This is a genomic window from Arthrobacter sp. TJ-178, from assembly GCF_058269275.1.
Map to the genome: position 1 here is coordinate 671,160 of NZ_JBZCNK010000001.1, position 15,350 is coordinate 686,509.

Genomic DNA, 15,350 nt, shown 5'->3' on the forward strand with positions numbered 1-15,350 from the left:
GTCCGGGATGGCGCGAATGCTACAGGGCGGCAGGCGGGACGGCACGGGAGTTTCCAGGCAAGTGGAAAAGTTGGAGAAATGTTGCCTGCGTCACATTTGTGAATTAGAGTCCAGTTTCAGTTCATGATCGATAAACCAGCGCTGCGCCCTCCGGGAAATTCCGGCCTCCGCCGCGTTTCTATGACATTGGAGTCATTAAATGGCACTGGCCCTCACCGAAGAGCACGCGGATCTGTGTGCGGTCGCTGCAGATTTCGCTTCCCGATTCGCCGATATCCGGGCAACACGCGAAATCCTTCCGGCATACGGAGCAGGTGAGCGGCCTTCCTTCTGGGATGAACTGGTAGCCAACGGGCTGCATGCACTGCATATCGGCGAAGAGCACGGAGGCCAGGGCGGAACCGTCGCGGACACCGTCATTGTGGTGGAGGAATTTGCCCGGCGGCTGGTCCCCGGTTCATTTGCCTCCACCGTTTTCGCCAGCGCGGCCGTGGCCGCAGCGGACAACTGCAAAGCCAATACCCGCGGACTGGCTGCCTTCGCCGAGGGCGCCCAGGGCGCCGTCGTGCTTGCCGAGGGGATCAGCGGCACCGCCGGCGCCGGCGGCTGGGTTCTGCAGGGCAGCGCCCGGGTGCTCTCCCTTCTCTCCGCGGATCTTCTCGTCATCGGCTTCTCCGCCGAAGGGATCGTCCGCTTTGCCCTGGTCGATGCAGGCGCCCCCGGAATCACCAGCACTGCCGAAGCGTGCACCGACCTCACCCGCGATGCCGGAACCCTTGACCTGTCCGGCGTCGTCGTCGGGCAGGAAGCAATTCTGGAAGGTTTGAACGCCACCCGGGTGGACACCCTGCAGTCCTGCCTGCTGGCCGCAGAAGCAGCAGGCATTACCCGCTGGGCGGTGGAAGCCTCCACGGAATACGCCAAGCTGCGCGAACAGTTCGGTGCCCCGATCGGTTCCTTCCAAGCCATCAAGCACAAATGCGCCAACCTGCTCATCACGGCCGAACTCGCCGCTGCGGCAGCCTGGTCCGCCGTCGTGTCCCTGGACCAGGATGAGGACCAGCAGAAACTCGCAGCCGGAGCCGCCCTGCAGGCTGCCGTCTCCCCCTCGGTGGAGGCGGTCACCGAAGCGGTGACCATCTTCGGCGGCATTGGCTTCACCTGGGAGCATGATGCCCACCTCTACTGGCGGCGGGCGATGACGCTTGCCGCGCAGGCGCCGTCCCGGAGCGACCGCGGCGTGGCCCAGGGCAGGACCGCCCTGGGCCTGGACCGCCGCATTGACATTGAATTGCCGGATGAAGACCCGGCCTTCCGCGCCCGCATCGGCCAGCTGCTTGACCACGCCCGGACACTGACCAATGAGCACGACGGCGGCCGCTGGTACTCGCGCGGATCGCAGCGGACTTTCCTGGCCGAAGAGGGCCTCGCCGCCCCGCACTGGCCCGCACCCTACGGTTTGGGCGCCACTGCCGCCCAGCAGGTGGTCATCTCCCAGGAGTACGCCCGCCGCGGGATGACACAGCCGTCGTCCGTAATCGGTGAATGGGCGATGCCCACCATCCTGGCCTACGGCAGCGACGCGGTTAAGGAACAGTTCGCGCTGCCGACGCTGCGCGGCGAATTGATCTGGTGCCAGCTCTTCTCTGAACCGGGAGCAGGTTCGGACCTTGCCGGCCTGGCCACCCGGGCCGTGAAGGTGGACGGCGGATGGGAACTGCGGGGGCAGAAGGTCTGGACCTCCGGCGCCCATGAAGCAGACTGGGGCATCTGCCTGGCCCGCACCGATGCCGAGGTGCCCAAGCACAAGGGCCTCAGCTACTTCCTTATAGACATGCGAAGCCCCGGCGTGGACGTGCGCCCCCTGAAGCAGTCCACCGGCGACGCCGAGTTCAATGAGGTTTTCCTGGATTCGGTCTTTGTCCCCGACGCCTATCTGCTGGGTGAACCCGGCCAGGGCTGGCGCATCACTGCCATGACGCTGCAGAACGAACGGACCCAGATCTCCTCCGGTGTTTCGGTGGGTACGGAAGAGGCCCTGCGCACGTTGATCAGCCAGGGCAGCTACTTCGGCAGCGAGGAGGAGGCCTTCACCTCCCTCGGACGGATCGCGTCCGTCAGCTCCGCCATCGGGGCGCTGAACCTGCGCGAGACCCTGCGCCAGGTCAACGGCATGGCGCCCGGAGCCGGATCCTCGCTGGCCAAGGTGGCCCATGCCCGGCTGACCCGCGAGGCCGCTTCCTCCGTTCTGGCCCTAGCCGGACCGGGAGCACTCTTTGCGCAGGCTCCCGGCGACGCCGTGACCGCCCAGCTTGCCGTCCCGCAGGTCCTGATCGGCGGCGGAACGGTGGAAATCCAGCTCAATGTCATTGCCGAACGCATCCTCGGCCTCCCCCGCGGCTGACGGCCCCGGGAGCACCACCCGCAGCATCCGCAGCATCCGCAGCATCCGCAGTGCAGTTACCCCGACCGCTGAGTTTCACCGAGAGGAACCGTTTCGCATGACAACGTTGACGAGCGAGACCGACAGCCCGCAGATCCTGGACCCAGCCCGCCTGCGCGAGCTTCTGGAGCCCAAGTCCATTGTGATCATCGGAGCGAACACCCGGTCCACCTGGTCCCACTTCACCTACAGCAACCTTCTGTCCGGAGGATTCGACGGCGACCTCTACCTGGTAAACCGCCGCGGTGAAGAGTGTCACGGCCAGTCCACCTTTGCCTCGATCGCGGACCTGCCGGTTGCCCCTGATCTGGCGATTGTCCTCACCGGAACAGATTCGCTGGCGACCATCCTCGAAGAAGCCCGGCTCAAGGGCATCCGGAACCTGATCCTCCTCGCAGCCGGACTGGGCGAGGCCGGTGCCGAGGGCGCCGCCCTGCAGGCGAGTCTGGTGCAGCGTGCCCGGGCAGCGGACCAATTGATCCTGGGCCCGAACAACCTCGGTTTCCTCAACACCCATTCCAAGGTGGCGGCCTTCAGCCACATGACGCAGATGCCCATGATCAGCGGCGGTGTGGGAATCGCCACCCAGTCCGGCGCCCTGGCCATTTACCTGCTGCCGTACATGGCTTCCCGCGGCGTGGGCTGTTCCACTGCCGTGACGGTGGGCAATGAGGCAATGATCTCCGCCATTGACGTGATGAGCCTGCTCGTTGATGATCCCAACACCACGGTCGTCGCCGCCTATCTGGAACAGATCTCCGACCCGGCGCAGTTCCTGGACGTGGCCAGCCGTGCCCGGGCAGCGGGCAAGCCGATCGTCGCGTTCAAGGCCGGCCGCAGCGAGGCGTCCGCGCGGGTGGCTGCCGCCCACACCGGTTCGCTGGTGGGAGATGACACCGTCATTGACGCTGCCTGCCGCCAGTACGGAGTCATTCGGGTGGAGAGCATCGAAGACCTGGTGGCCACCGCAGGCCTCATCGAGGCGTACGGAGCCCTGCCGGGACCGCGCATGGGCGTGGTGACCGGTTCCGGTGCCATGTGCGCGCTGGTGGCGGACAAGGCCGACGCCGCGGGCCTGGATTTGCCCGCGCCGCACCCGGCGACGGTGCAGGGACTGCACGACGCAGGGCTTCCAGCCTTTTCCACCGTGAACAATCCGATGGACACCACCGGGTATGTCTCGGTTGACCCGACCATCCTCACGAAGGCCGCCCAGTGCTTCATCGACGACCCGAATTACGACTTTGTGGTGGTCAACGGTTCCTGGCCGGCCACCCAGGCCATGGCGGACATGAGCCGGGCCACGCAGGATGAGATGCTCCGCCAGCTCACCTCCTCGCCCAAACCGGTCATCGCGATGAGTTTCCTGCCCACCGAAGTCACCGAGTTCGGGCGGACCTTTGCCGCTGAGCACGGCTTCCCGCACGCCTCGGATTCCTTTGACCGCGGCATCCCCGCGGCAGCCCGCAGCGCGTGGTGGGGACGCCGCGCCGCTGAACTGGCGGCCGACGGCGAAACACCTGCAGCAGCACCCATCGCCAAACCTGTTGGCGCCGAAACGTGGACGGAAGTGCAGAGCGGTGCCTTCCTGCGCAGCCACGGGGTGCCGTACGTTCCGGCCACGGTGGCCTCATCCGCCGAAGAAGCCGTGGCAGCCGCCGAGGACCTGGGCTACCCGGTGGTCCTGAAGATCGCGTCGGAAGACATTGCCCACAAGACCGAGGTGGGCGGCGTCCGTTTGATGCTTTCTGATGCCGACGCGGTGGCCGAGGCCTACCGGATTATCCGCGCCTCGGTGGCCGAACTGGCACCCGAGGCACGGATCCAGGGCGTTGCGGTATCCCCCATGCGCCCGGCCGGCACCGAAATGCTGGTGGGCGTGGTCCGGGACCCCCGCTGGGGGCTGGTCCTCGCCGTCGGGTTCGGCGGCGTCATGGTGGAACTGCTGAAGGACTCCGCCGTCCGCCTGCTGCCGGTGGGACCGGCAGAAATCCGCCGCATGCTCGAATCCCTCAAGGGCATCGATCTGCTGACCGGATTCCGCGGCAGCGAGGCCACCGACCTGGACGAACTGGCCGAAGCCATCTTCAAAATTTCCCAGGTTGCCGCGGGGCTCGGCGATGAGCTTGAAGAACTGGAGATCAATCCGCTCCGGGTTTCCGGAAACCAGATCGAGGCGCTGGACGCGCTGATCCGCTGGAAGGACCGGTAGATCGGTGAGCCACGGCACAAGACGCCGGGAGGCGGTGATAACGTTGCAAATTCCGCGGGTGTCCAGCCAGGAGGCAAGTAATGGTTCGGCAATTCACACGCGAGACTACCGACCTGCCCGCCTATCAGGTGGAACGCCGGCAGCGGATCTTGGACGCCGCCAAAACCCTGCTCCGCAGCACCGATTACGAGTCCATTCAGATCCGCGATGTGGCCTCCGAGGCGAACGTGGCCCTTGGCACCCTGTATCGGTACTTCTCCTCGAAGGAACATCTGTACGCGAACGTGGTGTACGACTGGGGCGTGCCGTTCAATTCAGCGGATCAGGGATGGCCGGCAAGCCTCGGCACCACCGAACGGGTCGCCCATCGGCTGCGGCAGGCGGTGGCAGCCTTCTCGCGGCGGCCGAACTTCTATCAGACGATCCTCGTGCTGCGCACCTCTTCCGATCCGGAGGTGCGCGATCTGATGCAGCAGCTGGTCCTGGTCCTCGAGGAACCCTTCCGCAGCGACTTCTCCACCCTGTCTCCGGACGAGGCTGCGGACATTACCGCCATGGTGTGGGCCGTCCTCATGGATCTGGTGGGACGCCTGCTGACGGACTACTACACGCTGGCCGATGCCAACCGGGTCCTGGGCCGGTTTGTGGAAATGATCGGACTGCGGCTGGAGCAGGTCGAAGCGCACCGCTGACCGCGATTCTGTGCGGGGCGTTCGCATGAGCGCCCATGAACTGGACCACGTTGCCTTTGCCGTTCCCGCCTGGGGCCCCGCCGGCGAGGTGCTGCACCGGGAGCTCGGTGCGCGTTTCGTCACCGGATTCAGCCTTCCGGCCTTCAACCCGTGCCAGCTTGCCCTCGCGGAGGACATGCGCCTGGAGCTGCTGGAACCGGGCAGCTCCCCCGCGTCCTTTGTTGACCGCTTCCTCGCCGGCAACGCCGGAAACGCCGTGCCGCACCACGTCACCTTCAAAGTGCAGGATATCTTCGCGGCCATCACTCTGGCACAGGCCGCCGGAATTGAACCCATCCTGGTGAACACCGAGCAGCCGCTGTGGCGGGAAGCCTTCCTGCATCCCAAAGACACCGGGCTCGGATTCCTGGTGCAGATCGTCCAGACCCTTGAAGCGCCGGAGGACATTACCGCGGGCAGCGAATTCACCGCGGACTGCCCGTGGGAGGAACACCCCGCACCGCAGGCCCGGCTGCCCGTTGTCTTTGGACAGGTCGCCGATCTGAGGCAGGCCGGCCGCGTGCTTGTGGACGTTTTGGGCGGAACAGGTCATTCGCTGCCCGTGGTCGGCGACGGCGCCCCGGTGCGGATGTTCCGGTGGCCCCAGGGCGCCAACCTGATCCTGCAGGAAACCGCCGATGCTGCCGGGCCCTCGGGCCTGAAGGCTTTGGGATTCGTGCCGGAGGGCGAGCCCTGGGCGGAACCGGGCCACCCTGCGCTGCTGGAGCTGCTCGCCGGCGGGTCCTTTTATCCCGAGCTGGGAATCAAGCTGTCGTTCCTGCGCCTTCCCGCCTCCGCCCACCCCCGCTAACCGGAGCTTCCGCGCCGCACCGCCGGCCGGCGTCGCACACCAACACCGAACTTTTACACCGCTATAAAGGAGAACGATCGTATGGGACTTCGTGGAGAAGCCGCTATCCTCGGCTATTTCGAATTGCCGCCCGAACGCAAGCTGGCCCGTGACAAGACCTTCAACCTGGAGCAGTGGGCCCGCCTTTCCAAGGCGGCGCTGGACGATGCCGGACTGGACGCCACCGACGTCAACGGCATTGTGACGCCGATGATCGGGGAAGCGGACATGTTCGTGCCCTCCACCATCACCGAATACCTGGGCATCAACGCGAACTTCGCCGAGATCGTGGACCTGGGCGGCGCAGGTTCCGCGGCCGGAGTGTGGCGGGCCGCCGCAGCGGTGGAGCTGGGGCTGTGCGACGCCGTACTGGTCACCTTCCCGGGCACCCACGACGTGCCGACGGACGCCCGCCGCCCGTTCGTGATGGACGACAAGATGTACTTCGGAGCTTCTTCCAACGCCTACGGCTCGCCGCAGGCCGAATTTGAAATCCCGTACGGCAACCTGGGACAAAACGGTCCCTACGGCCAAATCGCCAAGCGCTACGGCCACGAATTCGGCTACGACGAGCGTGCCATGGCGAAGATCGCGGTGGACCAGCGCACCAATGCCTGCGCCACCCCGGGCGCCGTGTTCCATGGCAAGCCCATCACCATCGAGGACGTGCTGGCCTCGCCCATGGTTGCTGATCCGCTGCACATGCTGGAGATCGTGATGCCCTGCCAGGGCGGCGCCGCCGTGGTGATCGGCAACCGGGACCTGGCGGCCAAGTCCAGGAACCGCCCGGTGTGGATCAAGGGATTCGGCGAGCGGGTGCCCTACAAGACCCCCACCTACGCCGCGGACCTGATGTATTCACCCATGATCCACGCCGCGGACCAGGCCTTCGGCATGGCCGGCATCAGCCGCTCCGAGGTGGACATGGTCTCCATCTACGACTGCTATTCGATCACCGTGCTGATGAGCCTGGAAGACGCGGGTTTCGCTGAAAAAGGCAAGGGCATGCAGTTCGTCAACGACCACGACCTGACTTTCCGCGGAGACTTCCCGATGAACACCGCCGGCGGGCAGCTTTCCTTCGGCCAGGCGGGCATCGCCGGCGGCATGCACCACGTGATCGACGGCGTCCGCCAGATCATGGGGCGCGCCGGCGAGGCGCAGGTTGCGGACTGCAACCGGGCTTTTGTCACCGGCAACGGCGGCATCATGAGCGAACAAACGGCACTGATTCTCGAAGGCAACTAGGAGCACCCCCATGAGCACCGCATACACCCCGCCGGTCCTGCAGCGTCCCATGCCGGTCCCCACACCGCTGACCAAACCCTTCTGGGACGCCCTGGCCGAACACCGGGTCCGCATCCAGTATTCGCCCTCCCTCGGCGAGTACATCTTCTACCCCCGCCCGCTGGCTCCCGGAACCCTGGCGGACGACCTGGAATGGCGCGAGATTTCCGGCGCCGGCACCCTGTACACCTACACCGTCTCCACCCGGCCCGTGGCACCGCACTTCGCCAACGAGGGCCCGCTGGTGCTCGCCGTCGTGCAGTGGGACGAAGGCCCCAAATTCTCCACCGAACTGGTCAACGTGGCTCACGAAGACATTCAGGTGGGCATGCGGGTAAAGCCCGTTTTCTGCGATTACCCGGAAGCGGGAATCACCATGCTGCGCTACGAACCGGAGAGCTGAAATGACCACCACCACTGATTTTGTCCTCCCCCCTGTCACCCTGCGCATCGGCGGCGAGGCCCGCAGCACCGGCGGCGGCGTCCACTCGCACGTGGATCCGGCCACCGGGCGGACCAACGCGCAGATTCCCCTGGCGAGCGCGGCCGACGTCGACGACGCCGTCCAGGCCGCGCACGCGGCCTTCGCCGTCTGGCGGGCCACCCCGGCAGGAACCCGGGCCAAGGCCCTGCTCAAGCTGGCGCAACTGGTGGAGGAGCACACCGAGGATTTTGTGGAGCTGGCCATCGCCGACAACGGCATCGCCCGCTCCAACGCCTACCCCACGGTGAGCGCGGCCGTGGAGTGGATCCGGTACTACGGCGGCTGGGCGGACAAGCTCCCGCTGGGCCGGATTACTTCGGTGGCCGGTGCCGGAGGGTCCTTCGGGCACACGCTGCGCCAGCCGTACGGCGTCATCGGTGCCATCATCACCTGGAACGCGCCGCTGATGTCCCTGTCCATGAAGGTCCCCGCAGCCCTGGCCGCAGGAAACACCGTGGTGGTCAAGCCCAGCGAGCTGACCCCGTTCAGCGCCATGCTCTTTGCCGATCTGGTCACCGAGGCGGGGATCCCCGACGGAGTGTTCAATGTGGTTCCCGGCGGCGCCGAAGCAGGGGCCGCCCTGGTGGAACACAAACTGGTCAAAAAAGTCACGTTCACCGGCGGCCCGGAGACGGCACGCAAAATCACTGCGGCCTGTGCACAAACCTTCAAGCCGGTGGTCCTGGAACTGGGCGGCAAATCCGCCAACCTCATCTTCGCCGACGCGGACCTCGAGGCAGCAGCCATGCACTCCACGTTCATGGCTTTTGGCATCATGAGCGGCCAGGCCTGCGCACTGCCCACCCGGCTGCTGGTGCAGGACTCCGTCTATGACTCCTTTGTGGCCACGGTCGGCGCCATTGCCTCCTCCTTCAAGACCGGAAATCCGCAGGAACCGGACACCATCTGCGGCCCGGTCATCAACGAGGCCGCCATCGACAGGATTCACGCGATGGTCACCCGTGCCCGCGACGACGGCGCCCGCCTGGTCACCGGCGGACAGCGGCTTGCCGACGAGCTGGCCGACGGGTTCTATTACCCGCCGACCGTCCTGGCCGACGTGGATCCCGCCAGCGAACTGGCGCAGAAAGAAGTCTTCGGGCCGGTGCTGGCCATCACCCGCTTCAGCGACGAAGCGGAGGCCATCGCCCTTGCCAACGGCACCGAGTACGGGCTCTCCGGATACGTCTGGACCTCAGATGCACGCCGCGCCGTCCGAGTGACGGAGGCCCTGGAAACGGGCGAAGTGACCATCAACGGCGCCCCCAGCGCGGTGGCTGAACGCCCCTTCGGAGGCATCGGCCACTCCGGCAACGGCAACGAAGGCGGACTGGAGGGACTCGAAGAGTTCTTCTGGACCAAATCAGTGGCTTACGGGAACGGCTAACACCCCTCCCTGCAGCCCGGCACCAAAGACGAAGCACTGAATACCGAACACCTTTCCAAAAGATTGTCTGCTCTACCGCCGCCGGATACTTCCATCCGCGGAGGCCAACGCATTCTTTTCACCCCGAAAGGCAGGACACCGATGTCCTCCACCACACGGGCGCTCAAGCGCCCCGGCTTCGCGCCGGTAGTCATAGTCCTGGTTCTGGCTGAGATCATTTCGGCCTTCGAACTGTCCATGATGTACGTCATGCTCCCGACCCTGATCAAGGATTTCCAGGTGGACGCCAACACCGTCGCCTGGGTAGTCACCGCTTATCTGCTGGTTTCGGCCTCTGCCGCAGTGCTGGGCGGCCGCTTCGGTGACATGTACGGCCGGCGGAAGGTCATGATCATAGTCCTGGCCATCGCCGCAGTCGGTTCGCTCATCTCCCTGCTCGGCGGCTCCCTCGGCATGATTATCTTCGGCCGGGCCATTCAGGGTGTTGCCGGCGCTGTCCTGGGCCTGGCCTTCGGCCTGGCGCGCGAGCACCTGGATGAAAAGCGCGTTCCGGTCGGCATTTCAATGGTCGGCGCCTCGGCCCTCATCGCCGGGGCCGCCGGGTCCATGATTGCCGGGTTCATGATCGATCTCTTCTCCTGGCACGGCATCTTCGTCTTCGCTGCGGTCCTCGCAGTCATCGCAGCTGTGGCCATCCGTGTGGTCATCCCGCGTGACACCAACGCGGCCACCACGGACAAGCCTGATTACATTGGTGCCATCCTGCTGCCCATCGCGGTCAGCGCCCTGCTGCTGGGGCTCTCCAACAGTTCCAAGACCGGCTTCCTGTCGGTGGAGTTCCTCGGCTTGTTCGGCCTGGGCCTTGCTGCTGCTGCGGTGTGGGCGTGGTGGGAGCTGAGGGTTGAAGCGCCGATCGTGAACCTGCGGATGTTCAAGAACAAGCAGATTGCCCTGGCCATGACCGCCACGGTGTTCGCCGCCGTCGGCCCCTTGGGCGGGGTGTCGGTTCCCTCGCAGATGATCATGCAGTCCCCCGAATCGCTGGGTTACGGGCTGGGCTTCACGCCCACCGAGTCGGGCGTCATCATCTGCCTTACCGCGCTTGTGGGCTTTGCTCTCTCACCGGTGGGCGGCAAGCTTGCCTTCCGGTACGGGGCGCGGATTGTGTTTATCGCAGGGCTCGTGCTCATGGCCCTGGTCCTTCCCCTCATCCTGCTCACCTACGGAAACGTGGCGATGTACGTAGTGGCGATGACGCTGAACGGCGTCGGCATTTCCCTCACCTACGGTGCGCTGCCGAACCTGCTCGTTGAGGTGGTCCCGGAAACCCACACCTCGGAAACAGCGGGCACCAACACCATGATCCGCAATGTCGGCCAGTCCGCCGCGATCGCCATCGGTGCCTTGATCCTCGCCCGGAACACGGACCCGGCAACCCAGGCCATTTCGCAGCAGGGCATCAGCGCCGCCCTGCTCCTGGTCCTGGCCTTTGCCGTGCTCTCAGTAATCATGGGGCTGATGCTCAGCCGCAGTCCCAAGCCCTGGGTGCCCGAGACGGTTGGCGAGCGCGACATTCGCCGCGGAACGGCTGCCGACCCGGAAGACATCGTTTCCGCCACCGCGTAGGCACCATCCGGCGGAACGCGCCGCCGCCGGCATGCACCGCGTCCCGTACGGGGTGCATGCCGGCCCCTTATTTTCCTCAACCCGAAAGGCTGGACACCGATGTCCTCCCCTGCACGGACGCTCAAGCGCCCAGGTTTCGTTCCGGTCGTCATGGTCCTGGTCCTGGCCGAGATTGTCTCGGCCTTCGAACTGTCGATGATGTACGTAACGCTGCCCACCTTGATTCGGGACTTCCAGGTCGACGCCAACACCGTCGCCTGGGTGGTCACCGCCTATCTGCTGGTGTCTGCCTCCGCGGGAGTTCTGGGCGGGCGCTTCGGTGACCTGTACGGCCGGCGGAAGGTCATGGTCATTGTCCTGGTGGTCGCCGGAATCGGCTCCCTCGTTTCCCTGATCGGCGGCTCGCTGGGCATGATCATCCTGGGCCGCGCCATCCAGGGCGTCACCGGTGCCGTGCTGGGGCTCGCCTTTGGCCTGGCCCGCGAGCATTTGGAGGAAAAACGGGTTCCGGTGGGCATCTCCATGGTGGGCGCCTCCGCGCTCATCGCCGGTGCCGGCGGAGCCCTGATTGCCGGCTTCATGATTGACGCCTTCTCCTGGCACGGGATCTTTGTCTTCGCAGCCGTCGTGTCCGTCCTGGCCGCTGCCGGCATCAGCACGGTCATTCCCCGTGACACAGTGGTGCCCACCAGGGAACGCCCGGACTATCTGGGCGCCGTCCTGCTGCCCGTCGCCGTGAGCGCCATTCTGCTGGGGTTCTCCGGTGCTTCCAAGACCGGCTTCGCCTCCACACAGTTCATTGGCCTCATCAGCGTTGGCGTTGCCGCCACCGCAGTCTGGGCCTGGTGGGAGCTGCGGGTGGAATCGCCGATCGTGAACCTGCGGATGTTCAAGAACCGCCAGATTGCCCTGGTCATGACCGCCACGGTGCTTGCCGCCGTCGGGCCCCTGGGTGGAGGCAACGTCCCCGCGCAAATGATCATGCAGGCCCCCACCTCGCTGGGCTACGGACTGGGGTTCTCCCCGACCGGAGCAGGCGTCCTCATCAGCTCCACCCTGCTGGTGGGCTATTTGTTCTCTCCCCTGGGCGGCAAACTCGCCTTCCGCTACGGCGCCCGCACCGTGTTCATCGCCGGCCTGGCGCTGGTGGCACTGGTGATCCCGATGATCCTGCTGACCTACGGAAGCACAGTGCTGTTCTTCATCGCCATGGTCCTGAACAGCACCGGCATTTCGCTGGCCTACGGCGCTCTGCCGAACCTGCTGATTGAAGTGGTGCCGGAAACCCACACCTCCGAAACCGCGGGAACCAACACCATGATCCGCAACGTGGGCCAGTCCGCCGCCGTCGCCATCGGCGCCTATATCCTGGCCAGCCACACGGACCCGGCCAGCGCTGCCGTTGCCCAGGAGGGCATCAGCGCCGCCTTCATTTTCGTGTTTATTTTTGCCGCGCTGTCCGTCGCGGTGGCGCTGATGCTGCGCCGGTCTCCCGCACAATGGGTTCCCGAGACGCCCGGTGAACGCGACATCCGCCGCGGCACCGTGCGCAGCGCTGACGAGACTCTTTCCTCGCCGTTCTAACCGCAGTGGGTGAAGGATCCAGCCCGGAGCCCGGACAACCCGAGAACTTTTGAAAGGCAACACCATGACCATCCATATTGCCAACATCGGAAAAACATCCGAGGGTGCCCCCGTCTCCTGGGAGTCCAAGGACGCGCTCCTCTATGCGCTCAGCGTGGGTGCGGGAGCCCTGGACCAAACAGCCAACCTCGCCTTCACCACGGAAAACTCCCGCGGTGTCCAACAAAGCGTGCTCCCGACCTTCGCTGTCCTTCTGGGCAATTCTTCCCTGCCCATGGACCAGCTCGGAGACTTCAAGCTCTCCCAGATCCTGCACGGCGGACAGACCGTGACCGTCCACCGCTCCCTGGAACCGTCAGGGACCGTGATTCCGGTCAGCTTCATGAGCGCGGTTTATGACAAGGGCAAGAACGCCGTCATCGAGGTCACCACCCATCTGCTCGACCCCGAAACCCGCGACACCGCTGCCACCTCGGTGACGTCCATGATCATTCGCGGCGAGGGCGGCTTCGGATCGGAGCCGGCGCCTCGGGACGGATGGGAGCTGCCCGAGCGCCCCGCCGATTTCATCAGCACGCAAAGGACCGCCCTGGACCAGGCGCTGCTGTACCGGCTCAACGGGGACCGTAATCCGCTGCATTCGGATCCGGCCATGGCTGCCCTGATCGGCTTTGAGAAACCGATCCTGCACGGACTGTGCACCATGGGATTTGCCGGACGAACGGTGCTGGAAGCCGTGTCCGGTTCGGATGCGGACGTCTTCGGATCGCTCAGTGTCCGCTTTGCTTCGCCGGTGATTCCGGGCGATGAGCTGACCACAAGCATCTGGACAACGGAGTCCGGCGCCCTGTTTCAGGTGCGGGTGGGCGAGACCGTGGTCCTGGACCGGGGAACGTATCTTCGCCGCGACGCGCTGGGCACGGGGGAAGTCACCGCGGAAACCGCGGGGGAAGTCCGGCAGGAAGGTCTGCATACCGAGGGGGCCCTGGCCTAACGTCCCTGCACCACAACCCTTGGCCGGGGCGCTGCCCTGAGCGGGCGGCACCCCGGCCGGTTTGTTTCAGGCTTCGCTATTCCTGGCAGCCGTCGGGGCAGCGCAGAGTGGACGGGTCCGAGGCGCAGTCCGCGCAGTACAGGGTGAGCTTGCGGCAGGAGGGGTTGGAGCAGTTCTCGAACTTGCTGGTGGGCGCCTGGCAACGCACGCACTGTCCGATCGTGACGGCGTCGGGCGTAAATTCCGTGTGCATCCGCTTGTCGAACACGTACAGGGAGCCCTCCCAGAGTCCCTTGTCACCGTAGGCTTCGCCGTAGCGGACAATCCCGCCCTGCATCTGGTAGACCTCTTTGAATCCCCGGTTGACCATCAGCGAGGACAATACCTCGCACCGGATGCCGCCGGTGCAGTAGGTGACCACGGGCTTGTCCTTGAGGTCGTCATATTTGCCCGAGTCCAGTTCGGCAATGAAGTCGTGCGTGGTCGCAACATCGGGAACCACGGCACCCTTGAACTTGCCGATCTGGGCTTCAAAGGCGTTCCGCCCGTCAAAGAAGACCACTTCCTCGCCGCCGGCCTTCTTTTCTTCCACGAGCTCGTGCAGCTGCTCGGGCCGCAGGTGCGTGCCGCCGCCCACCACGCCGTTCTCGTCCACCAACAGTTCGCCGGGAGCGCCGAAGCTGACAATTTCCTTGCGCACCTTGATGCTCAACCGCGGGAAGTCATCGGCTCCGCCCTCGGAGTACTTGATGTCCATCTTCTTGAACGCCGGATACTCGCGGGTGGCCTTCACATAGGCCTTCACGGCGTCGAGCTCACCGCCCACGGTTCCGTTGATGCCGTCCGGAGAGATGAGGATCCGCCCGCGCAGTCCCAGTTTCTCGCAGAGGGCACGCTGCCACAGGCGCACAGCCTCCGGATCGGGAAGGGGCGTAAAGGCGTAATACAGAGCAATTCGGTTCAAAGCCACTCATCAAGGGTAGACCGAGGTGAGAGCTGCAATTTCATCAGCATGCATACCGTTCACCTGCCTGCGCCGTTAGTGTTCATTCATGAGAGTGCTGAACGATGATTTGCTGGAAACCTGGGTCACCGGATGGGCGCGCGCCCGGGGCTACCAAACCCGCAAGGAGGGCCGTTTTCCTGCGGCCCTCCTGCATGACAAGACGAACGACTGGGAGTACTTCGCGCTCGAGCCCTCCAATGACGAGTTTGCGGCGCTTGCCTCCTCAGCACGGAAGAGTCCGGGGCGCCTTTTCACCATCGTCACCGGACAGATGAATGAATTCGACGGCGCGGCACGTGTCTACGGCCTGAACCTCCGGTCCGTGGATGAGGTTTTCATGACTCTGGACATGAGCGGCCAGGACATCGAAGATCCGCTCCCGCTGGACGGGTTCGAGGCTGAAACAGTCCGCAGCGGAGAAGTGGGAACTGTCACTGTGACTTTCAACGGCGAGCCCGCGGCGCACGGCAGCGTGGCCATGGTCGAGGGATACGCGGTGTATGACCGGATTGTCACCGAACCGGATTTCCGCCGCCGCGGGCTGGGCAGCTATGTGATGCGCGCGCTGACGGCGGTGGCGTTGGAGCACGACGTCGACGCCGGGCTGCTGGTGGCCACCGTGGACGGGCTGGGCCTGTACACCTATCTGGGCTGGGAAAACCTGGCCAGCGTGGTGATGTTTGAACCGCGGCTCTGAACCGGCGTGTTTGGCCTGCTTGGGCGCGGGCAACGCGGGTTCAGCCTGA

The 15,350-nt window shown here is 65.3% G+C and carries 12 protein-coding genes; 11 read left to right on the forward strand and 1 reads right to left on the reverse strand.

Annotation, left to right across the window (positions count from 1 at the left end; all coding sequences use genetic code 11):
- Positions 1-199: 199 nt before the first annotated feature.
- The 10 genes from AC4D2Q_RS03170 (at position 200) to AC4D2Q_RS03215 (ending at position 13,598) form a co-directional block, all read left to right on the forward strand.
- Positions 200-2,404: an acyl-CoA dehydrogenase family protein gene (locus AC4D2Q_RS03170; protein ID WP_490944889.1), complete on the forward strand. Its 2,205-nt coding sequence runs from the start codon at positions 200-202 to the stop codon at positions 2,402-2,404.
- Positions 2,405-2,501: 97 nt separating this feature from the next.
- Positions 2,502-4,655 carry an acetate--CoA ligase family protein gene (locus AC4D2Q_RS03175; protein WP_490944890.1) on the forward strand — a complete coding sequence of 718 codons (2,154 nt, stop codon included), beginning with the start codon at positions 2,502-2,504 and terminating at the stop codon, positions 4,653-4,655.
- 80 nt (positions 4,656-4,735) lie between these two features.
- A complete protein-coding gene (locus AC4D2Q_RS03180; RefSeq protein ID WP_490944891.1) occupies positions 4,736-5,347 on the forward strand; it encodes a TetR/AcrR family transcriptional regulator in 612 nt (203 codons plus the stop codon).
- Between the two features lie 25 nt (positions 5,348-5,372).
- Positions 5,373-6,197: a VOC family protein gene (locus AC4D2Q_RS03185; RefSeq protein ID WP_490944893.1), complete on the forward strand. Its 825-nt coding sequence runs from the start codon at positions 5,373-5,375 to the stop codon at positions 6,195-6,197.
- Positions 6,198-6,278: 81 nt separating this feature from the next.
- A complete protein-coding gene (locus AC4D2Q_RS03190; RefSeq protein ID WP_490944895.1) occupies positions 6,279-7,484 on the forward strand; it encodes a thiolase family protein in 1,206 nt (401 codons plus the stop codon).
- 10 nt (positions 7,485-7,494) lie between these two features.
- Positions 7,495-7,926, forward strand: coding sequence for a Zn-ribbon domain-containing OB-fold protein (locus AC4D2Q_RS03195; RefSeq protein ID WP_490944898.1), 432 nt, complete (start codon positions 7,495-7,497; stop codon positions 7,924-7,926).
- Position 7,927: 1 nt separating this feature from the next.
- Entirely contained in the window at positions 7,928-9,394 is a 1,467-nt protein-coding gene (locus AC4D2Q_RS03200) for an aldehyde dehydrogenase family protein (protein ID WP_490944900.1), read from the forward strand.
- Between the two features lie 141 nt (positions 9,395-9,535).
- Positions 9,536-11,020: an MFS transporter gene (locus AC4D2Q_RS03205; protein WP_490944902.1), complete on the forward strand. Its 1,485-nt coding sequence runs from the start codon at positions 9,536-9,538 to the stop codon at positions 11,018-11,020.
- 99 nt (positions 11,021-11,119) lie between these two features.
- Positions 11,120-12,604: an MFS transporter gene (locus AC4D2Q_RS03210; RefSeq protein ID WP_490944904.1), complete on the forward strand. Its 1,485-nt coding sequence runs from the start codon at positions 11,120-11,122 to the stop codon at positions 12,602-12,604.
- 64 nt (positions 12,605-12,668) lie between these two features.
- Positions 12,669-13,598 (forward strand): MaoC/PaaZ C-terminal domain-containing protein, encoded by a 930-nt coding sequence (locus AC4D2Q_RS03215; protein WP_490944906.1) that lies wholly within the window; start codon positions 12,669-12,671, stop codon positions 13,596-13,598.
- A 76-nt stretch (positions 13,599-13,674) separates the two neighbouring features.
- Here the strand turns inward: AC4D2Q_RS03215 and trhO are convergent, their stop codons facing one another.
- Positions 13,675-14,568, reverse strand: a complete 894-nt coding sequence (trhO, locus tag AC4D2Q_RS03220; protein ID WP_490944908.1) for an oxygen-dependent tRNA uridine(34) hydroxylase TrhO — start codon at positions 14,566-14,568, stop codon at positions 13,675-13,677.
- Between the two features lie 82 nt (positions 14,569-14,650).
- Between trhO and AC4D2Q_RS03225 the strand changes: the two genes are divergently transcribed.
- Positions 14,651-15,301, forward strand: coding sequence for a GNAT family N-acetyltransferase (locus AC4D2Q_RS03225; RefSeq protein WP_490926246.1), 651 nt, complete (start codon positions 14,651-14,653; stop codon positions 15,299-15,301).
- The last annotated feature ends 49 nt before the right edge of the window (positions 15,302-15,350 follow it).

Bases quoted from the DNA above. Each gene is read 5' to 3' on its own strand.
- AC4D2Q_RS03170 (WP_490944889.1), top strand. From the start codon at position 200: ATGGCACTGGCCCTCACCGAAGAGCACGCGGATCTGTGTGCGGTCGCT.
- AC4D2Q_RS03175 (WP_490944890.1), top strand. From the start codon at position 2,502: ATGACAACGTTGACGAGCGAGACCGACAGCCCGCAGATCCTGGACCCA.
- AC4D2Q_RS03180 (WP_490944891.1), top strand. From the start codon at position 4,736: ATGGTTCGGCAATTCACACGCGAGACTACCGACCTGCCCGCCTATCAG.
- AC4D2Q_RS03185 (WP_490944893.1), top strand. From the start codon at position 5,373: ATGAGCGCCCATGAACTGGACCACGTTGCCTTTGCCGTTCCCGCCTGG.
- AC4D2Q_RS03190 (WP_490944895.1), top strand. From the start codon at position 6,279: ATGGGACTTCGTGGAGAAGCCGCTATCCTCGGCTATTTCGAATTGCCG.
- AC4D2Q_RS03195 (WP_490944898.1), top strand. From the start codon at position 7,495: ATGAGCACCGCATACACCCCGCCGGTCCTGCAGCGTCCCATGCCGGTC.
- AC4D2Q_RS03200 (WP_490944900.1), top strand. From the start codon at position 7,928: ATGACCACCACCACTGATTTTGTCCTCCCCCCTGTCACCCTGCGCATC.
- AC4D2Q_RS03205 (WP_490944902.1), top strand. From the start codon at position 9,536: ATGTCCTCCACCACACGGGCGCTCAAGCGCCCCGGCTTCGCGCCGGTA.
- AC4D2Q_RS03210 (WP_490944904.1), top strand. From the start codon at position 11,120: ATGTCCTCCCCTGCACGGACGCTCAAGCGCCCAGGTTTCGTTCCGGTC.
- AC4D2Q_RS03215 (WP_490944906.1), top strand. From the start codon at position 12,669: ATGACCATCCATATTGCCAACATCGGAAAAACATCCGAGGGTGCCCCC.
- AC4D2Q_RS03225 (WP_490926246.1), top strand. From the start codon at position 14,651: ATGAGAGTGCTGAACGATGATTTGCTGGAAACCTGGGTCACCGGATGG.